Source organism: Mycolicibacterium sp. 624 (assembly GCF_040548615.1).
Classification (GTDB): Bacteria; Actinomycetota; Actinomycetes; order Mycobacteriales; family Mycobacteriaceae; genus Mycobacterium.
The window spans coordinates 289,760-313,939 of the sequence record NZ_JBEPRZ010000006.1 but is presented as its reverse complement, the minus strand read 5'-3'; the positions used below and the strand labels follow the sequence as shown (position 1 = coordinate 313,939).

The window sequence follows — 24,180 nt, the reverse complement described above, 5'->3', positions numbered from 1 at the left end:
ACTGTGCCACTCAAGACCTCCACCCGAACTCTGCGATTCCGGGTCGCCGCCGCCGTCGCGATCGCCATCGCCCTCCCCCTGTCGCTCACCGCGTGTGGCGGCGGAGGCGGATCCGACGAGGGCAAGATCGTCATCGGCACCAAGTTCGACCAGCCCGGTCTGGGCCTGAAGAACCCCGATGGCACCGTGACCGGGTTCGACGTCGATGTCGCCACCTACGTGGCCAAGGAACTGGGCTACACACCGGAGCAGATCGAGTGGAAGGAATCGCCCTCGAGCCAGCGGGAGACGCTGATCCAGAACGATCAGGTCAAGTTCATCGCCGCCACCTACTCCATCACCGACGCGCGTAAGGAGAAGGTGTCCTTCGCCGGGCCGTACCTGGTCACCGGCCAGAGCCTGCTGGTGCGTGCGGACAACACCGACATCACCGGCAAGGACTCGCTGCAGAACAACAAGAAGCTGTGCTCGGTGTCCGGATCTACTCCGGCACAGCGGATCAAGGACGAGTACCCCGGCGTGCAGCTGCAGCAGTACGACACCTACTCGGCGTGCGTCGAGGCCCTGAAGAACGGTGCCGTCGACGCGGTGACCACCGATGAGGTCATCCTCGCCGGCTACGCAGCCCAGAGCCCGGGCACGTTCAAGATCGTCGGCGAGCCGTTCTCCGAGGAGAACTACGGCATCGGCCTGAAGAAGGGCGACACCGAACTGCAGACCAAGATCAACGACGCCATCACGAAGATGGAGGCCGACGGCGCGTGGAAGGCCGCGTTCGAGAAGAACCTCGGGCCCGCCGGAATCCCGGTGCCCACTCCCCCGACTGTCGACAAGAACTGACGGTCATCGACGAGAGCTGACGGGAGCCAGCGGAGTCCACGTGGAGGTCTTCTCCGAGTATCGCGGCCAGATTTTCGAGGCGTTCTGGACCACGATTCAGTTGACGGTGTATTCGGCCGTGGGTGCGTTGATCCTCGGTACCGTGCTGGCCGCCATGCGGCTGTCACCGGTGCCGGTGCTCAAGTGGCTCGGCACCGCCTACGTCAACGTGGTGCGGAACACTCCGCTGACCCTCATCATCCTGTTCTGCTCGTTCGGCCTGTCCCAGACGCTCGGCCTGACGCTGGTGGACGCGCAGTCGATGACCTCGATCGAGGACAGCAACTTCCGGCTCGCGGTGCTGGGCTTGACGGTCTACACGGCGGCGTTCGTGTGCGAGACGGTGCGGTCCGGGGTGAACACGGTGCCGCTGGGTCAAGCCGAGGCCGCCAGGTCGCTGGGCCTGACGTTCGGCCAGAACCTGCGAATGATCCTGCTGCCGCAGGCCTTTCGCGCGGTGCTCATCCCATTGGGATCGGTCCTCATCGCGTTGACGAAGAACACCACCATCGCCTCGGCGATTGGCGTGGCCGAGGCCGCGCTGCTCATGAAGGAGATGATTGAGAACACCGCTGCGCTGCTGGCGATCGGCACCATATTCGCGCTGGGCTTCGTGGTGCTGACGCTGCCGCTCGGCTTGTTCTTCGGTTGGCTGGGCAAGCGACTCGCGGTGGTGCGGTAATGAGCGGATCAGTCCTCTTCGATGCGCCCGGCCCGCGCGCCAGGGTGCGCAACCGGCTCATCACCGTGGTCACGGTCGTGCTCGCGGCGCTGGTTGCCTGGGTGGTCTACGGGCGACTGGAGAGCAAGGGCCAACTCACCAGCGCCAAGTGGGAGCCGTTCCTCACGTCGAACCTGTGGACCACCTACGTGCTGCCGGGTGTGCAGGGCACGCTGACGGCCGCTGCCGTGTCGATCGTGCTAGCGCTGATCCTTGGGCTTCTGCTCGGTGTCGGCCGGCTGTCCACGCACAGACCACTGAGTTGGGCGTGCGCGATTTTCGTGGAGTTCTTCCGCGCGGTGCCGGTGCTGATCATGATGATCTTCGCGTACTTCCTGTTCGCGCTGTATGACGTCTTCCCGTCCAAGTACCTCGCACTGGCCGGCGTCATCACCGGTCTGACGCTGTACAACGCCGCGGTGATCGCCGAGATCGTCCGCGCCGGTATCAACGCGCTGCCGCGCGGCCAGTCCGAGGCCGCGTCGGCCCTTGGTCTGCGCTGGGGCCAGACGATGCGGTCGATCATGCTGCCGCAGGCCATCACATCGATGCTGCCGGTGCTGGTATCGCAGATGGTCGTGGTCCTCAAGGACACCGCCATCGGCTACCAGATCACGTTCGTCGAGATGGTCCGACAGGGCACGGTCGTCGGGGCCGCGTACGGCAATTACGTCCCTGCCCTGATCGTCATCGCGCTGTTGATGATCAGCCTCAACTTCGCGCTGTCGGCACTGGCGACACGGCTGGAACGCCGGATGCGCCGGTCCCGGCGTGGGCCTGCCCCACTCGAGATCGAGGCCGTCGAACAGGAGGGCGCGCCCGGCGCCAAGGCGGTTTAGCCGTGCGGTTCGGCTCGAAACCCCCTGGGCCGGGCGCGGCTTCCCTGGGCGACTAGCGCGACGCCGCCAGCATTCCGGCCTCGTACGAGCCACCCTTCTGGTGCACGATCACGGCGAGCCGGTTCGCCGCATTGATCATCGCCACCAGGGCGACCAGGGCAACGATCTGGTCATCGTCGTAGTGCTTGTTCACCTGGGTCCACGTCTCGTCGGACACGCCGGTGCCGGTGTCGGCCAGCCGGGTGCCCTCCTCGGCTAGCGCCAACGCGGCCGCCTCGGCCTCGGTGAACACAGTGGACTCGCGCCAGGCGGCGACCAGGTTGAGCCGGGTCGCGGACTCACCGGCGGCCGCGGCCTCCTTGGTGTGCATGTCGATGCACCAGCCGCAGCCGTTGATCTGGCTGGCGCGCAGACTCACCAGCTCCTGGGTGGCCTTGGGCAGCGGCGACTGTTCGATCACCTGCCCGAGGTTGGCGAATCGCTTGACGAACTTGATGCCGAGCTCGTTGGTGAACAGGTTGATCCGGGGTTCCATGGGGTCGTCCTCACTCGTCGTGTTTGCAGTGCCGGACATGAGACGCCGATGAGCCGATGTCCGTGACACCCGTGCAATGTGACGCGCGCCACATCACTCGGCGGGGACCCTGATGTCACAACATGACGGTGACTGGTGTCATGTGGTCGGCACTAACGAGAAGTGGACAGTGAGGAGTCGCTCATGCCGGACACGCCACCGCCCGCAGACCCAGCCACCGAGGTGTTCCTCACTCACCGAAACCTGCTCTTCACCGCCGCCTACGAGCTGCTCGGCTCGGCGTCGGACGCCGAGGACGTCCTGCAGGAGACCTGGCTGCGGTGGGTCGACGTCGATCTGGACCAGGTGCGCAATCAGCGCGCCTATCTTGTCCAGATCGCCACCCGTCAGGCTCTGGGCAGGTTGCGGACGCTGAGCCGTCGCAGGGAGTCCTACGTCGGGTCCTGGCTGCCCGAGCCGCTGCTGACCACACCCGACGTGGCCGAGGACGTCGAGCTGGCCGACAGCGTCTCGATGGCGATGCTGCTGGTGCTCGAGACGCTGACCCCGACCGAGCGAGCGGTGTTCCTGCTGCGCGACGTGTTCGCGCTGGAGTACGACGAGATCGCCGACGCCGTCGACAAGACTCCGGCTGCGGTCCGTCAGATCGCCCACCGGGCACGATCACACGTCGCGTCCCGCCGACCCCGCGGCATCGTGTCGGCGGCCGAGTCCCGGGATGCACTCGGGGCGTTCCAACGGGCCATCGAGACAGGCGATCTGCAGGGCCTGGTCGACATCCTCGCGCCCGATGTCGTGCTACTCAGCGACGGAGGCGGTGTGAAGCAGGCCGTGCTGCGTCCCATCGTGGGGTCCGACAAGGTGGCGCGCCTGCTGACTGCCGGCATCCCGAGGATCGCCGGCCAGATGTCACTCGAGCCGGTGCAGATCAACGGCGGTCCGGCACTGCTCATCCGGCTCGACGGAGAGATCGACGACATCGTGGCCGTGCGGATCGACGACGGCCTCATCACGGGGCTCTACATCGTGCGCAACCCGCACAAGCTCACCTACCTGCACAGCGAGACCGCTCTGCGCCGTTGAGCCTGACACCGGTTAGACGCGCCGACGCTCCCGCTCGGCCGCCAATGCCACCTTGACCACGTCGAAGGCCATCGACTGACCGTAGCCACGACGGGCCAGCATCCCGACCAGACGCCGCATCACCTTCACGTCGTCGGCCTCGTCGGTGAGCCGTTCCCGGCGCAACTTGTCGGTGACCAGCTCCTCGGCCCGCTGACGCTCGGCACCCGCATCGATATCGGCCAGCGCCGCGGCGATGACCTCGTCATCGACACCCTTGGTGCGCAATTCGGCAGCCAAGGCGCGCTTGCCCTTTCCCGCGTTCATCCGCCGAGAACGGACCCACTGCTCGGCGAAGTCCTCGTCATCGATGAGTCCGACAACGGCCAACCGGCCCAGCACCCGATCACTCACGTCGTCGGGGTAACCCCGCTTGGTGAGCTGTCCGGCCAACTCGGCCCTGGTGCGTGCCCGCGCGGTGAGCAGGCGCAGGCAGACCGCCCGCGCCTGCTCCTCGCGTGAGGCCGCCGAAACGGGGGCGACCCCTTGGTCGTTGGACTCAGAAGTCCTGTTCGACTCAGAAGTCCTGTTGGACTCAGAAGTCGACGGGGGCGGGAAGGACTTCATCAGCACTGACATCGTCGGTGACCACGGCTCCGATGCCGAGCTTCTCCTTGATCTTCTTCTCGATCTCGACGGCGGTGTCGGGGTTCTGGAGCAGGAAGTTCCTGGCGTTCTCCTTGCCCTGTCCCAGCTGCTCACCCTCGTAGGTGAACCAGGAGCCGGACTTGCGGACGAAGCCATGCTCGACACCCATGTCGATGAGCGAGCCCTCCTTGGAGATGCCCTTGCCGTAGAGGATGTCGAACTCGGCCTGCTTGAACGGCGGGGCCATCTTGTTCTTGACGATCTTGCAACGGGTGCGGTTGCCCACCGCGTCGGTGCCGTCCTTGAGCGTCTCGATACGACGCACGTCAAGGCGAATGGAGGCGTAGAACTTCAATGCCTTTCCACCCGTTGTCGTTTCGGGCGAGCCGAACATGACGCCGATCTTCTCGCGGAGCTGGTTGATGAAGATCGCGGTGGTATTCGAGTTGCTCAGGGCACCGGTGATCTTGCGCAGCGCCTGGCTCATCAACCGCGCCTGCAGACCGACGTGGCTGTCGCCCATCTCGCCCTCGATCTCCGCCCGCGGAACCAACGCGGCCACCGAATCGATGACCAGGATGTCCAGCGCGCCCGAACGGATCAGCATGTCGGCGATCTCAAGCGCCTGCTCACCGGTGTCCGGCTGTGAGACCAGCAGCGCATCGGTGTCCACGCCGAGCTTCTTGGCGTAGTCGGGATCCAGTGCGTGCTCGGCGTCGATGAACGCTGCGATGCCGCCGGCGGCCTGCGCATTGGCGACCGCGTGCAGTGCGACGGTGGTCTTGCCCGAGGACTCCGGTCCGTAGATCTCGACGACTCGGCCACGCGGCAGCCCCCCGATACCCAGCGCCACGTCGAGGGCGATCGACCCGGTCGGGATAACCGAGATCGGCTGGCGAACCTCTTCACCAAGCCGCATCACCGAACCCTTGCCGTGACTCTTCTCAATCTGTGCGAGAGCCAGCTCGAGAGCCTTCTCGCGGTCGGGGGCTTGCGCCATGGTGGTGTCTCCGTCCTTGTGTGTGTTCGGTTGATCGGTGTCGATCAGTTGGCCGTGACGCTAGATCAGGCCACCGACAAGTCCCGCGGTCGAACGATCCCCACAGTAGACGAACACCTGTTCGATTCAAGTGGACACGCCGGTGATGGCCCACTGTCGATATCGCGGCTCCGAACCCTTGCGGCGCGAGTCGACCTATCGTGGGGACATCAGGCTCTCGAAGCTTGGGGCGAACATGCACGAGATGGCGCTAACGCAGAGTCTTGTCGAAGCGGTGTGCGAGCACGCCGCCGGTCGCCGCGTCCACAGCGTGAAGCTGGAGGTCGGGGCGCTGTGCGCCGTCGTACCGGATGCCATGACGTTCTGCTTCGAACTCGCCGTCGAGGGCACCGTCGCCGACGGTGCCCGCCTCGACCTCGACATCTGCCCCGGGACCGCCCACTGCCGCGGCTGCGGCGGCGACCTCGAACTGACCGATCTGATTCTGTTGTGCCCCTGCGGCAGCGCCGATCTCGAGGTGCTGACCGGACGGGATCTGCGAATTCTCTCGATGGAAGTGAGCTGACATGTGCGCAACCTGCGGCTGCGGTGAGGACGCGGCGACCGTCACGCTCGCCGGCGAGACCCACACGCACCCCCATTCCCACACCCACGAACACCCACACTCGCACTCGCACCAGGCGGAGCGACAGACCATCACTCTCGAACACAGGGTTCTGGCAAAGAACGATCACCTCGCGGAGCACAACCGTCAGTGGCTCGCCGAACGTGACATCCTGGCCCTCAACCTGACGAGTTCGCCGGGTGCCGGTAAGACCACACTGCTGGAACGCACCATCGCCGAGTGGGACAACCGACGACCCGTGGCCGTCATCGAGGGTGACCAACAGACGCTGCTCGACGCCGAACGGATCCGGGCCACCGGATGCCGGGCCGTCCAGGTCAACACCGGCGCGGGATGTCACCTTGACGCGGACATGGTCGGACGCGCACTCGACGCACTCGATCCCGAACCCGGCACACTGCTGTTCATCGAGAACGTCGGAAACCTGGTATGCCCAGCACTTTTCGACCTCGGCGAACGCGCCATGGTGGTCGTCATCTCAGTCACCGAGGGTGCGGACAAGCCGCTGAAGTATCCGCACATGTTCGCGGCGGCCTCGCTGGTCGTGATCAACAAGATCGACCTGCTGCCCTACGTCCACTTCGACCTCGACATCTGCGCGGCCAACGCGAGGTCTGTCAACCCCCATGTGCAAACCATGCCGGTATCCGCCACGACGGGACAGGGCATCGAACCCTGGCTGCAGTGGATCGCCCACTCAGCCACGACGCGTATCTGATGGTTGATCCGACAAGGATCCGTTGACAAGGCAAACAGCGGCGAGTAAACCCAGAAGCAGCGACGCGTAAGTGAGCCGAAGGGCGACTCCTACGCCGCAGGGACCTCAGCCCGGTCCCGGAGGGGTTGCAGCATGCCTACAGAAGCTGCCAAGAAAGCGGAACAGACACTGATCCACGTTCTGTGGATCAACGCCGGCCTGAGCTGTGACGGCGATTCCGTGGCATTGACAGGCGCCACCCAACCAAGCATCGAGGAGATCGCGCTCGGAGCGCTACCCGGCTTGCCTCAAGTCGCGGTGCACTGGCCGCTCATCGATTTCGAGTGCGGACCGGCGGGCGGTGCGGACGACTTCCTCGAATGGTTCTTCAAAGCCGATCGCGGCGAGTTGGAGCCGTTCGTACTGGTGGTCGAGGGGTCCATCCCCAACGAGAACCTGCACAGGGAGGGGTACTGGTGCGGGTTCGGCAACGACCCCGCGACCAATCAGCCGATCACCACCAGTGAGTGGCTTGACCGGCTAGCGCCGAAGGCCACCGCCATCGTCGCCGTCGGCACGTGCGCGACGTACGGCGGTATCCACGCGATGGCGGGCAACCCGACCGGCGCGATGGGCGTGCCGGACTACCTCGGCTGGGACTGGAAGAGCAAGGCCGACATCCCGATCGTCTGCGTGCCCGGCTGCCCCATCCAGGGCGACAACCTGTCCGAGACACTGACCTACCTGCTCTACATGGCCACCGGTCAGGCGCCGATGATCCCGCTCGACGACGCGCTGCGACCGCAGTGGCTGTTCGGCATGACCGTGCACGAGGGGTGCGACCGGGCTGGCTACTACGAACAAGGCGATTTCGCGACCGAGTACGGATCGCCGAAATGCATTGTGAAGCTTGGCTGCTGGGGTCCGGTCGTCAAGTGCAACGTGCCGAAGCGGGGTTGGATCAACGGCGTCGGCGGCTGCCCGAACGTCGGCGGAATCTGCATCGGGTGCACCATGCCCGGCTTCCCCGACAAGTTCATGCCCTTCATGGATGAGCCGCCCGGCGGCATGATCTCGTCGACCGCGTCGGGTATGTACGGATCGGTGATCCGTCCGCTGCGCAGGATCACCAGGCGCACTCTCGACAAAGAGCCGAGGTGGCGCCATCCGGGCAAGGAACTGACCACCGGAGCGAAGCGCACCTGGTAGGCGTGCGGCGCACAGAAAGGCAAAACCCCATGACAACCACAGTTCCGGGACCCCAGCACACCAAGAAGGATCCGAGCACGCTGGTCGACATGTCCTGGGATCCGATCACCCGCATCGTTGGCAGCCTTGGCATCTACACCAAGATCGACTTCGAGAACCGTGAGGTGGCGGAGTGCCACAGCACATCGTCCATCTTCCGCGGCTACTCGATCTTCATGAAGGGCAAGGATCCCCGCGACGCGCACTTCATCACCAGTCGGATCTGCGGGATCTGCGGTGACAACCACGCCACCTGCTCGTGCTACACGCAGAACATGGCCTACGGAGTCAAGCCGCCCAACCTGGGCGAGTGGATCGTCAACCTGGGCGAGGCCGCCGAGTACATGTTCGACCACAACATCTTTCAAGAGAATCTGGTCGGCGTGGACTACTGCGAGAAGATGGTCTCCGAGACCAACCCGGGGGTGCTGGCCAAGGCCGAGAACACGCTGGCCCCGCACTCCGATGCACACGGCTACCGCACCATCGCCGACATCATGCGGGCGCTGAACCCGTTCACCGGCGAGTTCTACCGCGAGGCACTGGTCGTCAGCCGGTGGACGCGCGAGATGTTCTGCCTGATGGAGGGCAGGCACGTTCACCCCTCGACGCTGTATCCGGGCGGTGTGGGCACCGTGGCGACCATTCAGCTGATGACCGACTACATCACCCGGCTGATGCGCTACGTCGAGTTCATGAAGAAGGTCGTCCCGATGCACGACGATCTCTTCGACTTCTTCTACGAGGCGCTACCCGGTTACGAGAAGGTCGGCCTGCGACGCACACTTCTCGGTTGCTGGGGTTCCTTCCAGGATCCGGAGTACTGCAACTTCTCCTACAAGGACATGGAGATGTGGGGTAACAAGATGTTCGTCACGCCGGGTGTGGTGGTGGACGGCAAGCTGGTCACCCACTCCCTGGTGGACATCAACCTCGGACTCCGAATTATGTTGGGCAGCAGCTACTACGACGACTGGACCGACCAGGAGATGTTCGTCACGACCGATCCGCTGGGCAACCCGGTCGATCGGCGCCATCCGTGGAATCAGCACACCAACCCCAAACCGCAGAAGCGCGATCTCGACGACAAGTACAGCTGGGTGATGTCACCGCGCTGGTTCGACGGCAAGGACCATCTGGCGCTCGATACCGGTGGCGGTCCGCTGGCGCGGTTGTGGAGCACAGCACTCGCCGGACTCGTCAACGCCGATGGATACGTCGTGTCCACCGGGCACAGCGTGCAGATCAACCTGCCCAAGACCGCGCTCAAGGGTCCCGTCGAGCTCGAGTGGAAGATCCCGCAGCACGGCAGCAACACCATCGAGCGAAACCGGGCACGTACCTACTTCCAGGCCTACGCCGCGGCGTGCGCATTGCACTTCGCCGAGCAGGCGCTGATCGAGATCAGGGCAGGCCGCACCAAGACGTGGGAGAAGTTCACGGTGCCGGAAAGGGCCATCGGATGTGGTTTCACCGAGGCCGTGCGCGGCGTGCTCAGTCACCACATGGTGATCCGGGACGGCAAGATCGCGAACTACCATCCCTATCCCCCCACCCCGTGGAACGCGAGCCCACGCGACAGCTACGGAACCCCTGGACCGTATGAGGACGCCGTCCAGGGTCAACCGATCTTCGAGGAGAACGATCGGGACAACTTCAAGGGCATCGATATCATGCGGACGGTTCGCAGCTTCGATCCGTGCCTTCCCTGCGGGGTGCACATGTACCTCGGTGCGGGCAAGACGCTGGAGAAACTGCACTCTCCGACCCAGTCCGTCACTGGGGAGTAATACATGGCCTCGACAGGACGACAAGGCCCGGAGGCACCCGACGACGACACGCGATGGCGGACAGCAGGTGATCGCATCCAGATCCTGCTGGACGCCAGCTCGGGCGGCGGGACGGTGGCGCGTGAACGCGCCGAGCAGCTGGCCGGCGAATTGACCGATCTCTACGGCGCGGCCCTCGAGCGGATCGTGTTGATCGCGGGCCGTTCGGACCCGGATCTGGTGAGCCAGTTGGCCTCCGACGACCTCGTCGCCAGCCTCCTTCTGGTGCATGGCCTGCATCCGCACGGCGTGCGACACCGGATCGAGGACGCGCTGGAAAAGGTGCGGCCCTACCTGGGCTCCCACGGCGGCGACGTCACCCTGCGCGATGTCACCGACGATCCCGCGGACCCTGACGGCCTTGTGGTGCGCCTGCAGTTCGCGGGCAGCTGCAAGGCCTGTCCGTCCTCGGCGGTCACCCTGCAGTTCGCCGTCGAGGATGCCGTCCGCGCAGCCGCGCCCGAGGTCACCACGATCGAAGTGGTGACCGCAGAACCGGATCCGGCAGCATCGTCGGGTCTGATCTCTGCGGACACGCTGATGAGCCGTGTCCACACCAGGGAGGCCACCGGTGCCGCCTGGCACCCGGTACCCGACTTCGGGAACCTCGGCCCCGGTGAGGTCGGCGGTTTCCTGGTCGCAGGCGTGCCCATCCTGGCCTGCCGCGTCGGTGACGATCTCTTCGCCTACCACGATCGATGCGGGCGCTGTGACGAGTCGATGGCGGGCGCAGCGCTGCATCGCCCGATGGGCGCACCGATCGGCGAGGCCGTGATCCGCTGCCCGCGCTGCGGTGCCCACTTCGACGTCGTGCACGCCGGTGCCGGCCTGGACGGCGGCCCCGGGCTCCCACCGCATCTCGATCCCATCCCGCTGCTGCCTCGCGACGGCGTGCTGTCGGTCGCGGTACACGCCGAGGCATCCGGGGTGATGTGATGGCCGGGGCAGGTGCGTACGACGTACTGACGCGGATCCGGGCCAACAAGCGACCCGCGCCGCCGGTCGGCGAGCGGTGTGAGATGTGCGCCGAGCCGATCGCCGAAGAGCACCAGCACGTGGTGAATGTTGCGGCACGCCAACTGATGTGCACGTGCCGCGGCTGCTACCTGTTGTTCGTCGACCCGAACGCCAAACTGCGATATCGAGCGGTACCGAATCGATACCTCACGTTCCCGGACTTCACCTTGGACCAGCGCGCATGGGATGCGCTGCAGATACCCGTCGGGCTGGCGTTCTTCTTCCACAACTCCGAGATGGACAAGACCGTGGCGTTCTATCCCGGTCCGGCCGGCGCCACCGAATCCGAGTTGGATCTCGGCGCCTGGAGCACCATCGGCGGTGCTGCTCGCGCACTAACCATGCTTGCCGACGACGTCGAGGCGCTGCTGGTCCGCGTCCCCGACCGACAACACGCGGACCCCGAGCTCAACGTCGCCGCCGAGTGCTACCTCGTGCCGATCGATGCCTGCTACGAGTTCGTGGGCAGGCTGCGAATGCTGTGGCGGGGATTCGACGGCGGCCAGGAGGTACGCGCATTCGTCGACGACTTCTTCGATCGCGTCAGGGCTCGTAGCACGGTGGCCGCGCCATGATCGATCTGACGTTCGTCGTGCGGGACGTTGCCGCGGAGCAGTTCTCGGTGACGCCGCGGCTGACGGCGCGCATCGGCATCGCGACGGGTTCGACCGAACCGATCCAGGCGATAGCGCTGCAGTGTCAGGTGCGCATCGAGCCATTGCGTCGCCGCTACTCGGACGTCGAGGCCGTCGGTCTGGCCGACCTGTTCGGGCCGCGGGAGCGGTGGGCGGACACCCAACGCACATTCCTGTGGCAACACTGCACGGCGATGGTTCAGGGCTTCACCGGCACCACCGAGACGTCGATGCCGCTGGAGTGCACCTACGACTTCGAGGTGACGGCCGCCAAGTACCTGCACGCCCTGCGGGACGGCACGATCCCGCTCCTGTTCCTGTTCAGCGGAACGGTTTTCACCCCGGGTGAGCGCGGCTTCTCGGTGCAACGAGTGCCGTGGGAGTGCGAGGCGAAATACGACATGCCGGTGTCGGTGTGGCAGGACCTGATGCGGCTGCACTATCCGAACGCCGGCTGGATACGCCTCGGACACGACACCGTCACCGCGCTCGCCGCCTACCGGTCAGCGCACGGAATGCTGGACTCCGAGGATGCTGTGAGCGCCCTGCTGGCCGAGGCCTCGGAGGGCAGGAGCGGAGCGACCCGGGATTTGTCACAGCGCGCCTCGTCACCGCGGGCCGAGGAGGTCCGATGAGCACCACCTGGGACCGGGCCCGCGCCATCGCCGACGCGGTGCTCTACGAGGGCTACCTGCTCTACCCCTATCGGGCCACCTCCAGCAAGAACCAGTCCCGTTGGCAGTTCGGCGTGGTGGGGCCACCTGGCGCGTCCGATGCGGGGTTCGGCGAGGACGACACCCTGTCCGCGCAGTTCCTGATCGACGGGGACGGGGTGCTGACCCTCGTCGTGCGCTTCCTCCAGCTTCAGCACCGACGCGCCGAGCGTGATGCCGGCGGCGGGCGATTCGAACCCGTCGACAAACTGACCAGCGGCCTGCAGTCCTGGGTCACCTGGGACGAGGCGGTGGAGTGCGAACTCACCTTCGGACCGCTCGACGCCGCGGACTGCACGCGGTCGCAAACTCTGCCCGTCACGGTGAACGCGGGCACCGATACCGAACTCGTCGACGGCGGCCGCCTCACCCGCACGAGGCATGCGATCCGGGCCGAACTGCGTGTCACCGGCGAGCACGACGAGGGCCTGCTCCGTGTGACGACGACGATCCGCAACACGGGACCCGCGGCAACCGACAAGGACACCGCGGTCGCCACATCCCTTATCGGGACGCACATCATCGCGCACGTCGAGGGCGGCGAGTTCGTCTCACTGCTCGAACCACCCGAGACCGCGATGGGTCCGGTGTCCCGGTGCGTTCAGCACCGATGCTTCCCCGTCCTGGCCGGGCGCCCCGGCGATAAAGACCTGCTGTTGATCTCCCCGATAATCCTCTACGACCATCCCGAGATCGCTGAACAGAGCGAGGGCGCACTCTACGACTCGACCGAGATCGACGAGATCCTGACCCTGCGGGTGATGACGATGACCGCCGAGGAGAAGGCGCAGGCCCGCGCCACCGACCCGCTGGCGGCCGCCCTCATCGATCGCTGCGACTCGATGTCGCCGCAGGATATGCAGCAACTGCACGGCATCCTGCGCAACCCGCCGGCCGGACTCATCCCCGAGATTCCAGAGGGCGTGGACTGGTGGGACCCGCTGGCCGACAAAGCCGTACGCCCTGACATCGACGCCGTACTGATCGACGGCGTACGGGTTGCCGCGGGTAGTCGGGTACGGCTGCGGCCGAGTAGGCGCGCCGACGCCCAGGACATCTTCTTCGCCGGGAGATCGGCCCGGGTCACGTCGGTGCACGAGGACGTGGACGGCCAGAGGTACGTCGGTGTGATCGTTGAGGACGATCCGGAGATCGAGATGCCGGATTCCTACGGCCGCTACCTGTACTTCGCCCCCGAGGAAGTCGAGCCGCTCGAACCGAGAGTGGTCAGCCCAGATAGGAGTTCATGATGGATGTAGTTGGTTGGGTCGCAACGGGTGTCATCGCCGCCGCCATAGTGGGAGGGGTTTTGATCGGAATTCGGTCGATCCCCGACATGCAGCGATACATGAAGATGCGGAACATGTAGTCCGGTCCCGGGATGACGATACGGATCCTGGTCGCCGGCATCGGCAACATATTCCTCGGAGACGACGGATTTGGCTCCGAGGTGATCAGGCGTGCGTCGTCGGCGCTGTGCAACCCTGACTTCCCGGGTGCGACCGTCACGGTGGTCGACTACGGCATTCGGGGCATGCACCTGGCCTATGACCTCCTCGAGGACTGGGACGCGTTGGTGCTCGTGGACGCGCTGCCCGATCGCGGTGCACCTGGCCTGCTGCACGTCTTCGAGGCCGATCACGAAACCCTGACACCCACAGCTGGTCTCGAAGCACACAGCATCGATCCGGCGGCGGTGATCGGCACGCTGAGAGCGCTGGGCGGCACGCCGCCCAGGACGATCGTCGTCGGCTGTGAGGTGGCCGACATCGGCGAGGGCATGGCGCTGTCCGAACCCGTGGCCGCATCCGTGACCGACGCCGTCACGGCCATCGAGGACGTGTTGTCGAGACTGCGCGCACCGGTGACCGCGAGGGAGGGCTGAACAGCCATGTGTCTGGGAATTCCTGGTCGGGTGATCGCCATGGTCGAGGGGTATGGCGATCAACTCGTGCTCGTCGACGTCGTCGGGCAGGCCAGGAAGGTCAACATCGGCATGCTGCCCGAGGAGACGTTCAATCCCGGCGACTGGGTGATCATCCACATGGGCTTCGTCGTCGAGAAGACCGACGAGGCGGGCGCGGACGCCGCGATGGCGGGCCTGGAACTGATGGGTTCGGGCCCCACGGAGGACGATTCGCCATGACCACCCGCCGCCGGACCCGGATCTGCGTGCACGGCGTCGTCCAAGGCGTCGGCTTCCGGCCGTTCGTCTACACCACCGCGGCGGCACTGGGGTTGTCCGGCTCGGTGCGCAACGACAGCTCCGGTGCGATCATCGAAGCCGAGGGCGACGGACGTGCCGTCGACGAGTTCACCCGGCATCTGCGCGAGCACCCCCCGCCGCTGGCCGTCATCGGGGCCGTCGAGTGTCATGACATCCCACTCATGGGGGGCACCGGATTCGAGATCGCCGACACGTCGCGTTCCGGTGGTGGCCGGACCCTGGTCTCCCCCGACGTCGCGATGTGCGCGGACTGCGCTGCCGAACAACGCGATCCGGCCGACCGACGCCACCGGCACGCGTTCATCAACTGCACCAACTGCGGTCCCCGGTTCACGATCATCGCCTCGGTGCCCTACGACCGCGCCACCACGACGATGGCCGACTTCCCGATGTGCCCCGACTGCGCACGCGAGTACGCCGACCCGGGTGACCGCCGATTCCACGCCCAACCGGTCTGCTGCCCCGCCTGCGGACCAACGCTGACCTACCGCGACCACAACGGCCACACCGAGCGCAGGGAGCAGGCACTCGCCAGCGCCCGGCGCCTGCTGCGCGACGGCGGAATCCTCGCAGTCAAGGGCATCGGCGGCTACCACCTGGCCTGCGACGCCACCAACGAGACCGCGGTCGCCGAACTGCGGCGACGAAAGCGCCGCGGCGACAAGCCGTTCGCGGTGATGGTGCCGGACCTGGCCGCCGCGCACACCATCACCTTGCTGGACGACGCGACGGCACGCGTGTTGTCCGGTCCGCAGCGCCCGATCGTGCTCGTCGAACGGCGTTCCGGCGCATCGATCGCCGCATCGGTCGCCCCCGGCAATCCCGACCTCGGTGTCCTGCTCGCCTACGCCCCGCTGCACATCCTGCTGTTCGGGCTGCCCGATGACGAACCGGGGCCGGCCACGCTGGTCATGACGTCGGGAAACCTTGGCGGCGAGCCGATCTGCTTCATCGACGATGACGCGCTGAGCCGCCTTGCCCCGCTCGCCGACGGTTGGCTGCTGCACGACAGGCCGATCCTGGTGCCATGTGACGACTCGGTCGTCCGTGTCGTGCGCCTCGGCGGAGCCGAGCATCGAGACGTCCAACAGTTGCCGATCCGGCGGTCTCGCGGCTATGCGCCGATGCCGGTCTCGCTGCCTGTGTCGGTGCCTCCGACACTCGCCGTGGGCGCCGATCTGAAGAACACTATGGCCGTCGCCGACGGCAGATACGCATGGCTCAGCCAGCACATCGGCGATATGGACGATCTCGCCACGCTGTCCGCCTTCGACGCCGCCACCCGCCACCTCTGCGCCCTGACCGGCGTGGCGCCCACTGTTCTCGCCGCTGACGCGCATCCGCGCTACCGCTCGACCGCGTGGGCGCACCGCAACGCCGGTGCCCGACCGGTGCGCTCCGTTCAGCATCACCACGCCCACATCGCCGCGGTGATGGCCGAACACGGGTTGGACGGCACCCGGCAGCTGCTGGGATTCGCGTTCGACGGCACGGGATATGGCCCCGACGGTGCGGTGTGGGGCGGTGAGGTGATGCTCGCCGACTACAAGGAGTACCGCAGGCTGGCCCATCTCAAGTACGTCCCGCTGGCCGGTGGGGACACCAGCGTCCTGCGTCCCTACCGGATGGCGCTGGCCCACCTCTGGGCGGCGGGCCTGCCGTGGGACACCGACCTCGCCCCGGTCCGGGCGTGTCCGCCGACCGAGCGGGGCGTCCTGGCCCACCAGTTGGAGACCGGCCTGGCCTGCGCCCCGACATCCAGCATGGGGCGCCTCTTCGACGCGGTCTCGGCGCTGGCCGGTGTCCGGCAGGTGATCGCGTACGAGGCTCAGGCGGCCATCGAACTCGAGGGCCTTGCCCGCGGCGTCGACTGCGGTGCCACCGGCTACGCCTTCGGTATCGACGCCGAGGGGCCGACCACCATCATCGACCCCACACCGCTGTGCCGGGCCGTCGTCGTCGACGTTCGCGACGGCGCACCGCCCGGTCTCATCGGTGCCCGGCTGCACCGCGCCGTCGCCCGTCTGATCGTCGACCTCGCCATCGCGTTCGAGAAGCCGACCGTGGCTCTGACGGGTGGGGTCTTCCAGAACGCGCTGCTGCTGCGGATGGCGGTCGACGAACTGCGCACCAACGGAATCGACGTACTGACCCACCGACACGTCCCGCCAAACGACGGCGGTATCGCGCTCGGTCAGATCCTGGTCGGGACATCGGGATAGGAACGGAGGACACCATGTGTTTAGCGGTCCCGGGAAAGATCGTCAGCATCGCCGACCGTGACGGCACGCTGATGTCCACGGTGGACTTCGGAGGTCTCCGCAAGGACGTCTGCCTGCAGTACATCCCCGACGCTGCCGTCGGTGAGTACGTGGTCGTCCACGTCGGTTTCGCGATCCAGCGACTGGACGAGGAATCAGCCATCGCAACGCTGGCGGAGTTCGAGCATCTCGGGGTGCTCAAGGAGGAGTTCGGCGACGGGTTCGAACTGGCCGCACGACAGGCCGGTGTGCAGAACCCCAACGAAGCGAGGTCATCATGAAGTACCTGGACGAGTTCAGCGATCCCGACCTGGCGGGCAAGCTCATCGAGCAGATCAAGGCCGTCACCACCCGCCGCTGGTCGATCATGGAAGTGTGTGGCGGACAGACGCATTCGATTATTCGGCACGGCATCGACCAACTGCTGCCCGACGAGATCGAGATGATCCACGGCCCCGGGTGTCCGGTGTGCGTGACGCCGCTGGAGATGATCGACAAGGCGATGGAGATCGCGGCGCGGCCCGATGTGATCTTCTGCTCGTTCGGCGACATGCTGCGTGTGCCCGGCAGTGACAAGGACCTGTTTCGCATCAAGAGCGAGGGCGGTGACGTCCGCGTGGTGTACTCCCCGCTGGATGCCCTGACCATCGCCAGGGACAATCCGACCAGGCAGGTGGTGTTCTTCGGCATCGGCTTCGAGACCACCGCACCCGCGAACGCCATGACCGTGTATCAGGCCAAACGGCTTGGCATCGAGAACTTCTCGCTCCTGGTGTCACATGTCCTGGTGCCGCCCGCGATCTCGGCGATCATGGAGTCACCGACATGCCGGGTGCAGGCCTTCCTCGCGGCTGGCCACGTGTGCGCGGTGATGGGCACCGACGAGTATCCGGAACTGTGCGAGAAGTACTCGGTGCCGATCGTCGTCACCGGGTTCGAGCCGTTGGACATCCTCGAGGGCATTCGACGGACGGTGTTGCAACTCGAGTCGGGCAGACATGAGCTCGAGAACGCCTACCCCCGCGCCGTTCGCGCGGAGGGCAACAGCCCGGCCAAGGCCATGCTGGCCGACGTGTTCGAGGTGACCGACCGCGCCTGGCGCGGTATCGGCGTCATCCCGGCCAGCGGATGGCGACTCTCGCCCGCCTACCGCGACTACGACGCCGAGCACCGGTTCGCCGTCACCGACATCCACACCGCCGAGTCCACCGTCTGCCGGTCGGGAGAGGTGCTGCAGGGCCTGATCAAACCCCATGAGTGCGCGGCGTTCGGCACCGTCTGCACACCGCGTAATCCCCTGGGGGCGACCATGGTGTCCTCAGAGGGCGCGTGCGCGGCCTACTACCTTTACCGGCGTCTCGAGGTGAGTCATGCCTGACTCGACGACGAGCCGGCCCGCCACCATCGACATGGAGCAGTGGGTGTGCCCGATACCGTTGCGCGGGTCGCCGAACATCGTGATGGGTCACGGTGGTGGCGGCGCGATGTCGGGCGAGCTGATCGAGCATCTGTTCCTGCCCGCGTTCGGGCCGGCCGCCGACGCAGGCATGGGCGACTCGGCGGTGCTGACGTTCGGGTCGCAGCGGCTGGCGTTCTCGACCGACTCGTTCGTCGTCAAGCCGCTGGTGTTCCCCGGCGGCACGATCGGCGACCTGGCCGTCAACGGGACAGTCAACGACCTGGCGATGGCGGGTGCCCAGCCCATCGCCCTGTCGACGGCGTTCATCCTGGAGGAGGGCACGGCGCTGGACGACATAGCCCGTGTCGCACAGGCTCTGGGCACCGCCGCACTCGCGGCCGGGGTGAAGCTGGTGACGGGTGACACCAAGGTCGTCGACGCGGGCCACGGCGACGGCATCTACGTCAACACGGCGGGTATCGGCCTGGTCGACCCCCGCGCGGACATCCGGCCGCAGCGCGCCGCGGTCGGTGATGCCGTGATCGTCAGCGGTGACATCGGTGTGCACGGTGTCGCCGTGATGAGCTGCCGCGAGGGGCTCGAGTTCGCCACCACGGTCGCCAGTGACACTGCACCGCTGAACGGGCTGGTGGCCGCCATGATCGACACGGGCGCTGACGTCCACGTGTTGCGTGACCCCACCCGCGGTGGCGTGGCGGCGACGTTGAACGAACTCGCCAGGGCGGCCGGGCTCGGCATCGCGCTGGACGAACGGTCATTCCCCATCCCCGCCGATGTGCGCGACGCGTGCGGCCTGCTGGGACTCGATCCGCTGCAGGTCGCCAACGAGGGCAAGCTGCTGGCCTTCGTCCCGGCCGGGGACACCGATCGGGTGCTGGCCGCCATGCACGCGCACCCGCTGGGCGCCAGGGCGACGGTGATCGGCACCTGCGTCGCGGAGCACCCCGGCATCGTGGTCGCACGGACCGCCCTGGGCGGCACCCGAGTGGTCGATCTGCCCATCGGTGAACAGCTTCCGCGAATCTGTTGACATCCATGACGTCGACCGCGCGCCTGCGGGTGGGCCACGAGGAGTTCGCCCGGTACGCCTTCCCGCCCAACGAACTCGGCTACTGCGGTCCAGCTGACGCCGGCGATCCGTTGCGCCGAAGTTCCGCCGAACTGGCCGCTCACGCCAGGGAGTTCGACGGCGCGTGGCCCTACCTGGACGCCATCGCCGACGCGGCGCTTATCACCGACCCGCTGGATCCCGAGGTGGTGCGCACGTACTGGATCGGCGGTCCACTTCTTGGCGCGGTGAACCCCGACGTTCTGCTGAGCAGGTTGCGGGCCGCCTTCACCGGGCAAGTCACCGGGATACTCGACGACCTGGCGGCCGGGCAGGCCCTGGCCCACCACAACTTTCACGTTCTCGCCGTCTACCCCTGGATCCGCTTCCTGGACCGCGACCCCGTCAAACCGGTGCAGGTCATGGGTGACTGCCGGATCCGCTGGGGCGTCGTGGAGTCAGTTCTGGGTGACCACGTTGTGCTCGCAGCACGGCCGCTGACACTCGTCGACGGCACCCTGGCACTCGGTGACCCCGTCGAGGACCGGGTGCGATGGCGCAGGGACGGCGTGTCGCTCACGCCGAGACCGGCGCGGGGCGCGACGGTGTCGGCGCACTGGGACTGGGTGTGCGGCACGCTAACCGATGATCAGGCCGCGGCGCTGGCCTCCGCGACACAGATGGCCCTCGACATCGTCAACGTGGCGAGGACATGAGTGGGGTCACCACTGGTCCTTCGGGACGTCGAAGTCCGCGCACAGCGCCCGCCAGACATCTCTCGGCTCGACGCCGTCCTCAATGGCCTGCGCAGCGGTGCGACCGCCCAAAGCGGTCAGCACGTGGTCGACCAACAACGATGACCCCCGCACCGAACCGAACCGTCCGTTGACCAGTTCGGCGAATTCCGTCAGCCGCATCCGACCAACCTACGCGGAGGCGCCGAGCGCTTCATGGCACACCCGTACCGGATCTGCGACCGTGTCGGCACCGGCACGGGCCGCGAGCGCGCGCTCGCGGTAGCCCGGCGATGACAGCACGTCGGCCGCAGCGGCCGCCACGGCGTCGGCGGTCAACGGTCGGATCAGTCGGCCACTTCCTTGTCGGACAACTCGATTCGCGATCTCCCACTGGTCGCCACCACCCGGTACGGCCACCAGCGGCACGCCCGCCAGCAGTGTCTTGCTGACGATGCCGTGGCCAGACCCGCAGATCATCAGATCCGCGCGCGTCAGCAGTTCGTCTTGTCTGCCCAGGCCGACGACCGCCCAGGGGGGCACCGTGGTGTCAGGCCCACCCAGCCGCGACACCGCGACCCGCGTGCCGGTCGGCAACGTCTCCCCCGGTATCAGCGCGGCGAGCGCGACCTCCGCGAGCCCCTCGGCGCCGGTGGTCGCCGTCGAGGGCGCGACGACTACCAGCGGACCATCGCCGGGTGGGACCTCGAGCACCGACGACGTCGGCTCGAAGTGCAGTGGACCGACGACCACGGCCTCATCCGGCCAGTCGGGTCGCGGCACCTCCAAGGCGGGCAGTGTTGCGATGAGGCTGCGAAGGGGGCCGGGATCGTCGGCGGGCAGCCCGATTCCGGCGCGTGCCGCCTCCCGTTCCACCGTGCCGCGCCGGATTGACCGCGCGGTCAACGCGCGCATCACGGTGTCGCGCAGACGGCCCTTGAGTCCGACGCCTGGCGCCAGGCCGCTACCCAGCGGCGGAAGCCCCCGCGACGGCCGGTACAGCGGGTGCGGGGTCAGTTCGACCCACGGAAGACCGAGGAGTTCGGCCGCCATACCGCCGCACGCTGTGATGACATCGGATACCACCAGGTCAGGTGCCAGGTCGCGGATGTGCGGCACGTTGAGAACCGCCATCCGGGCGGCGCGCTGGTGAAGCTTGGCACCGGAGTCGGTGTCATCGTCACCGTCTGCTGGGTCCAGGCCGTCGAGTTCGATCGCGTCGACGCCGGCGGATTGGGCCGTGTCGAGCCATTGCCTACCGGTCAACAGCGTCGGATGGTCACCGGCGGACAGAAAGCGAAGGCACAGTGCGATCGCCGGAAACGCATGTCCGGGGTCGGGCCCGGCCACCACCGCGATGCGCATCGGCACTACCCTGCCACAGGCCGCGCCACTACCCTGACGCCATGACTCAGCAACCACCCGATGTCACGGGCGCGATCAACGCGAGCACCGTCGAGACCTTCCTGTACGCGTTGCAGACCCAGGACTTCGAGACCCTGGACTCGCTCCTGGCCGATGATGTGGTCTACCAGAACGTGGGACTGCCGACGATCCGCGGCCGCTCCCGCGTGGTCAAGCTGCTGCGCGGCATGGAGGGCAAGATGGGCTTCGAGGTGAAGTTCCATCGCAACGTCGCCGAGGGCTCCACCGTGCTGAACGAGCGGACCGACGCCATTGTGCTCGGCCCACTGCGGGTCCAGTTCTGGGTGTGCGGCGTGTTCGAGGTCGAAGACGGCCGCATCACGCTGTGGCGGGACTACTTCGACTTCCTCGACATGCTGAAGGCGACCGTCCGGGGTGTCCTCGGCATCGCGGTCCCCGCCCTGCGCAAGTCCATGTGAGGGACCGGCGACCCTAGGCGCCGCGCAGGTGTCCGAGTTCGTCGAACGCCTGCGCCCACCCGGCCAGGCGGTCGGTCGCGGCACTGAGTTCGTACCGTTGGCGTTGAGCCGACATCGGAGAACTCGACATCGATCCGGAGTTCGCCGCGGACACCAGCTGCGCCGCGGCGGTCACCATATCGCCGTACTGGCGGCTACCGGCATCGAGCTGTGCGGCGAAGCTCGCGATGGTCGGCGTCAGATGGGCGCGTGATTGCGGCGCGGCGTGCGCGGCCCTCTCCATCGAGACGATCTCATTGGCTGTGGCCGTCATGGTGGCGGCTGTCCGGTTCGCGGCCGTCACCACCTCGTTCAGCTCGTCTGAGGGCAGCATGTGCCCCCGTTCCATGATGCCGAGCAGTGAGAACAGCCCACGTTCGGACGACGCCAGTGCGGCCATCGGCTGACGGGCCGCCGACCCCCATGGCGGCAGCCGCCGCAGATTTCGCTCAGCAGGCAGCGGCGCCCGCTTGAGCCAGCGGTAGCGCAGGAACGCCAGGGTCGACAGGAACGCCGCCCCCACGGCGATGGGGGCCGGAATGAGAAGCGCCCACGCCGGGGTATCCCAGGACGCCAGCACGGCCGTCACCACGATCCAGAAGCCGGACGAGAACGCGAGGAACAGCCCCGTCCGAAGCGCCCACTTGCGCTTGCGCAGCAACTTGGCCCTCGGGTCGGCCGCAGCACCCAACTTCTGCGCCAGCACATCGGACATCTCAGCCGCGGTGTCGACGCCACGCTGCGCGAGCGTGCGCCAGGCCTCGTGTCGTCCGCTTCGGTAATCCGCTGCCATGATCTTCAGAGTTACTGCGACAGTGGGTTTTCCGGCGCAGCCGCGGGCGGGTTCACCGCAGGCGTGGCCGGGGCGGCGGTGCCGCCTGCGGACAACGACTCACCGCGCATGGACGCGCGGATCTGCTCGAGCCGAGAGTGCCCGGCCATCTGCACGCTGGCCTGCTGCACTTCCATCATCCGGCCCTGCACGGAGTTCTGTGCGAGTTCGGCAGCGCCCATCGCGTTGGCGTAGCGTCGCTCGATCTTCTGGCGCACCTCGTCGAGGCTGGGCGTGGTGCCGGGGGCGGCCAACTCGCTCATCGACTGCAGCGAGGCGCTGACCTGCTCCTGCATCTTGGCCTGCTCGAGCTGGCTGAGCAGCTTGCTGCGCTCGGCGATCTTCTGCTGCAGCATCATGGCGTTCTGCTCGACGGCCTTCTTCGCCTGGCCCGCGGCCTGCAGCGCCTGGTCGTGGAGGCTCTTGAGATCCTCGACGCTCTGCTCGGCGGTCACCAGCTGCGCAGCGAACGCCTCGGCGGCGTTGGTGTACTCGGTGGTCTTGGTCGCGTCGCCGGCAGCGGTGGCCTGATCAGCCAGCGTCAGTGCCTGACGCACGTTGACCTGGAGCTTCTCGATGTCGGCGAGCTGGCGGTTCAGTCGCATCTCCAGCTGCCGCTGGTTGCCGATCACCTGTGCGGCCTGCTGGGTCAGAGCCTGGTGCTGGCGCTGCGCGTCCTCGATCGCCTGCTGGATCTGCACCTTGGGGTCGGCGTACTCGTCAACCTTGGAGCTGAAGAGCGCCATGAGGTACTTCCACGCCTTGACGAACGGATTGGCCATGAGTTCGTTCCGCCTTCGTGTCTATTCGATGCTCTGTGTCGTTTCGGTACCCACCCGCTGGGGGCCGGCTACCTGCCTGTGTTTGCGCTAGCTGCCAACCTATCGGTTTCGCGCAGACCACCACACCCCTGCAGGCGATTTCTCGGTCCGTGGCGCGACCGAAGGGCCTATGCGACCGCCATCGTGACGGCCTGCGGGATGACGACCTTCGTGGCGACGTCGATATTGCCGATCGCGCTCGCGAGCCGTCCGCCCTCCCTGCGCTCCATCTCCTCGCCCGCGTCGGTCAGAACACGGGACAGGGGCACGTCGAGCGCGGTGCAGATCGCACCAAGCAGCTCGCTGGAGGCCTCCTTGCGTCCCCGCTCCACCTCCGAGAGGTAGCCGAGGCTGACGCGGGCGTCATCGGACACCTCGCGCAGGGTCCGACCCTGCGAGGTCCTGGCTTGACGCAGCACGTCACCGATCACTTCGCGCAGCAATGCCGTCATGGTGGGCTCCTTGCTCTGGGTCACTCGGCGGTCACTTCACGAAGAACGCAGACG

General features: G+C 66.8%; 29 protein-coding genes. 21 read left to right on the top strand and 8 right to left on the bottom strand.

What is annotated here, in order from left to right; genetic code table 11:
• Positions 1-3: 3 nt before the first annotated feature.
• The 3 genes from ABIA65_RS23905 to ABIA65_RS23895 are packed head-to-tail and all read left to right on the top strand — an operon-like array spanning position 4 to position 2,439.
• Positions 4-840, top strand: coding sequence for a glutamate ABC transporter substrate-binding protein (locus ABIA65_RS23905; RefSeq protein ID WP_241399545.1), 837 nt, complete (start codon positions 4-6; stop codon positions 838-840).
• Between the two features lie 40 nt (positions 841-880).
• Complete coding sequence (locus ABIA65_RS23900; protein ID WP_354525093.1) at positions 881-1,561, top strand: amino acid ABC transporter permease; 681 nt, start codon at positions 881-883, stop codon at positions 1,559-1,561.
• Positions 1,561-2,439, top strand: coding sequence for an amino acid ABC transporter permease (locus ABIA65_RS23895; protein WP_241399547.1), 879 nt, complete (start codon positions 1,561-1,563; stop codon positions 2,437-2,439). The genes ABIA65_RS23900 and ABIA65_RS23895 overlap by 1 nt, the downstream gene beginning before the upstream one ends.
• A 52-nt stretch (positions 2,440-2,491) precedes the next feature.
• Here ABIA65_RS23895 and ABIA65_RS23890 read toward each other — a convergent pair whose 3' ends face one another.
• Entirely contained in the window at positions 2,492-2,974 is a 483-nt protein-coding gene (locus ABIA65_RS23890) for a carboxymuconolactone decarboxylase family protein (protein WP_354525092.1), read from the bottom strand.
• A 183-nt stretch (positions 2,975-3,157) separates the two neighbouring features.
• On the opposite strand from ABIA65_RS23890, the gene ABIA65_RS23885 reads away from it, so the two are divergent.
• The gene (locus ABIA65_RS23885) at positions 3,158-4,057 is read left to right on the top strand and encodes an RNA polymerase sigma-70 factor (RefSeq protein ID WP_241399549.1); all 900 of its coding nucleotides are present in this window, start codon (positions 3,158-3,160) and stop codon (positions 4,055-4,057) included.
• A gap of 12 nt (positions 4,058-4,069) precedes the next feature.
• On the opposite strand, the gene recX is transcribed toward ABIA65_RS23885, so the two are convergent.
• Positions 4,070-4,663 (bottom strand): recombination regulator RecX, encoded by a 594-nt coding sequence (gene recX, locus ABIA65_RS23880; protein WP_241405718.1) that lies wholly within the window; start codon positions 4,661-4,663, stop codon positions 4,070-4,072.
• A complete protein-coding gene (gene recA / locus ABIA65_RS23875) occupies positions 4,632-5,684 on the bottom strand; it encodes a recombinase RecA (protein WP_241399550.1) in 1,053 nt (350 codons plus the stop codon). The genes recX and recA overlap by 32 nt, the downstream gene beginning before the upstream one ends.
• A 235-nt stretch (positions 5,685-5,919) precedes the next feature.
• On the opposite strand from recA, the gene ABIA65_RS23870 reads away from it, so the two are divergent.
• The 16 genes from ABIA65_RS23870 to ABIA65_RS23800 all read left to right on the top strand — a co-directional run bounded on the left by ABIA65_RS23870 (position 5,920) and on the right by ABIA65_RS23800 (position 20,120).
• Positions 5,920-6,249, top strand: coding sequence for a hydrogenase maturation nickel metallochaperone HypA/HybF (locus ABIA65_RS23870; RefSeq protein WP_241399551.1), 330 nt, complete (start codon positions 5,920-5,922; stop codon positions 6,247-6,249).
• Position 6,250: 1 nt separating this feature from the next.
• Entirely contained in the window at positions 6,251-7,027 is a 777-nt protein-coding gene (hypB, locus tag ABIA65_RS23865) for a hydrogenase nickel incorporation protein HypB (RefSeq protein ID WP_354525091.1), read from the top strand.
• Between the two features lie 132 nt (positions 7,028-7,159).
• Positions 7,160-8,215, top strand: coding sequence for an NADH-quinone oxidoreductase subunit B family protein (locus ABIA65_RS23860; protein WP_241399553.1), 1,056 nt, complete (start codon positions 7,160-7,162; stop codon positions 8,213-8,215).
• Between the two features lie 29 nt (positions 8,216-8,244).
• Entirely contained in the window at positions 8,245-10,044 is a 1,800-nt protein-coding gene (locus tag ABIA65_RS23855; RefSeq protein ID WP_241399554.1) for a nickel-dependent hydrogenase large subunit, read from the top strand.
• A gap of 3 nt (positions 10,045-10,047) precedes the next feature.
• The gene (locus tag ABIA65_RS23850) at positions 10,048-11,019 is read left to right on the top strand and encodes a NifU family protein (protein ID WP_354525090.1); all 972 of its coding nucleotides are present in this window, start codon (positions 10,048-10,050) and stop codon (positions 11,017-11,019) included.
• Positions 11,019-11,675, top strand: coding sequence for a DUF5947 family protein (locus ABIA65_RS23845; RefSeq protein ID WP_354525089.1), 657 nt, complete (start codon positions 11,019-11,021; stop codon positions 11,673-11,675). The genes ABIA65_RS23850 and ABIA65_RS23845 overlap by 1 nt, the downstream gene beginning before the upstream one ends.
• Complete coding sequence (locus tag ABIA65_RS23840; protein WP_354525088.1) at positions 11,672-12,370, top strand: DUF6084 family protein; 699 nt, start codon at positions 11,672-11,674, stop codon at positions 12,368-12,370. Before ABIA65_RS23845 ends, ABIA65_RS23840 begins: the two co-directional genes overlap by 4 nt.
• Positions 12,367-13,698, top strand: a complete 1,332-nt coding sequence (locus tag ABIA65_RS23835) for a hypothetical protein (protein WP_354525087.1) — start codon at positions 12,367-12,369, stop codon at positions 13,696-13,698. The genes ABIA65_RS23840 and ABIA65_RS23835 overlap by 4 nt, the downstream gene beginning before the upstream one ends.
• Entirely contained in the window at positions 13,695-13,817 is a 123-nt protein-coding gene (locus ABIA65_RS33525; RefSeq protein WP_502919607.1) for a DUF6893 family small protein, read from the top strand. The genes ABIA65_RS23835 and ABIA65_RS33525 overlap by 4 nt, the downstream gene beginning before the upstream one ends.
• Positions 13,818-13,829: 12 nt before the next feature.
• Positions 13,830-14,333 carry a hydrogenase maturation protease gene (locus ABIA65_RS23830; RefSeq protein WP_354525086.1) on the top strand — a complete coding sequence of 168 codons (504 nt, stop codon included), beginning with the start codon at positions 13,830-13,832 and terminating at the stop codon, positions 14,331-14,333.
• A gap of 6 nt (positions 14,334-14,339) precedes the next feature.
• Positions 14,340-14,594 (top strand): HypC/HybG/HupF family hydrogenase formation chaperone, encoded by a 255-nt coding sequence (locus ABIA65_RS23825; protein ID WP_241399560.1) that lies wholly within the window; start codon positions 14,340-14,342, stop codon positions 14,592-14,594.
• The gene (gene hypF / locus ABIA65_RS23820; RefSeq protein ID WP_354525085.1) at positions 14,591-16,897 is read left to right on the top strand and encodes a carbamoyltransferase HypF; all 2,307 of its coding nucleotides are present in this window, start codon (positions 14,591-14,593) and stop codon (positions 16,895-16,897) included. Before ABIA65_RS23825 ends, hypF begins: the two co-directional genes overlap by 4 nt.
• Positions 16,898-16,911: 14 nt before the next feature.
• Positions 16,912-17,217 (top strand): HypC/HybG/HupF family hydrogenase formation chaperone, encoded by a 306-nt coding sequence (locus ABIA65_RS23815; protein ID WP_241399562.1) that lies wholly within the window; start codon positions 16,912-16,914, stop codon positions 17,215-17,217.
• Positions 17,214-18,314 (top strand): hydrogenase formation protein HypD, encoded by a 1,101-nt coding sequence (gene hypD / locus ABIA65_RS23810; RefSeq protein ID WP_241399563.1) that lies wholly within the window; start codon positions 17,214-17,216, stop codon positions 18,312-18,314. Before ABIA65_RS23815 ends, hypD begins: the two co-directional genes overlap by 4 nt.
• Complete coding sequence (hypE, locus tag ABIA65_RS23805; RefSeq protein WP_354525084.1) at positions 18,307-19,386, top strand: hydrogenase expression/formation protein HypE; 1,080 nt, start codon at positions 18,307-18,309, stop codon at positions 19,384-19,386. The genes hypD and hypE overlap by 8 nt, the downstream gene beginning before the upstream one ends.
• 5 nt (positions 19,387-19,391) lie before the next feature.
• Positions 19,392-20,120, top strand: a complete 729-nt coding sequence (locus ABIA65_RS23800; protein ID WP_241399565.1) for a DUF6390 family protein — start codon at positions 19,392-19,394, stop codon at positions 20,118-20,120.
• 6 nt (positions 20,121-20,126) lie between these two features.
• Here ABIA65_RS23800 and ABIA65_RS23795 read toward each other — a convergent pair whose 3' ends face one another.
• Both ABIA65_RS23795 and ABIA65_RS23790 read right to left on the bottom strand, forming a co-directional pair.
• Complete coding sequence (locus tag ABIA65_RS23795; RefSeq protein ID WP_241399566.1) at positions 20,127-20,321, bottom strand: DUF3046 domain-containing protein; 195 nt, start codon at positions 20,319-20,321, stop codon at positions 20,127-20,129.
• A gap of 9 nt (positions 20,322-20,330) precedes the next feature.
• Positions 20,331-21,503: a glycosyltransferase gene (locus ABIA65_RS23790; protein WP_354525083.1), complete on the bottom strand. Its 1,173-nt coding sequence runs from the start codon at positions 21,501-21,503 to the stop codon at positions 20,331-20,333.
• Positions 21,504-21,544: 41 nt separating this feature from the next.
• On the opposite strand from ABIA65_RS23790, the gene ABIA65_RS23785 reads away from it, so the two are divergent.
• Complete coding sequence (locus tag ABIA65_RS23785; RefSeq protein ID WP_354525082.1) at positions 21,545-21,982, top strand: limonene-1,2-epoxide hydrolase family protein; 438 nt, start codon at positions 21,545-21,547, stop codon at positions 21,980-21,982.
• A 13-nt stretch (positions 21,983-21,995) separates the two neighbouring features.
• Here ABIA65_RS23785 and pspM read toward each other — a convergent pair whose 3' ends face one another.
• From pspM to clgR, 3 genes are all read right to left on the bottom strand, one after another.
• Positions 21,996-22,814 (bottom strand): phage shock envelope stress response protein PspM, encoded by an 819-nt coding sequence (pspM, locus tag ABIA65_RS23780; protein ID WP_354525081.1) that lies wholly within the window; start codon positions 22,812-22,814, stop codon positions 21,996-21,998.
• A gap of 11 nt (positions 22,815-22,825) precedes the next feature.
• Complete coding sequence (gene pspA, locus ABIA65_RS23775; RefSeq protein ID WP_241399570.1) at positions 22,826-23,635, bottom strand: phage shock protein PspA; 810 nt, start codon at positions 23,633-23,635, stop codon at positions 22,826-22,828.
• A gap of 167 nt (positions 23,636-23,802) precedes the next feature.
• Entirely contained in the window at positions 23,803-24,126 is a 324-nt protein-coding gene (gene clgR / locus ABIA65_RS23770; protein WP_241399571.1) for a transcriptional regulator ClgR, read from the bottom strand.
• Positions 24,127-24,180 lie beyond the last annotated feature (54 nt).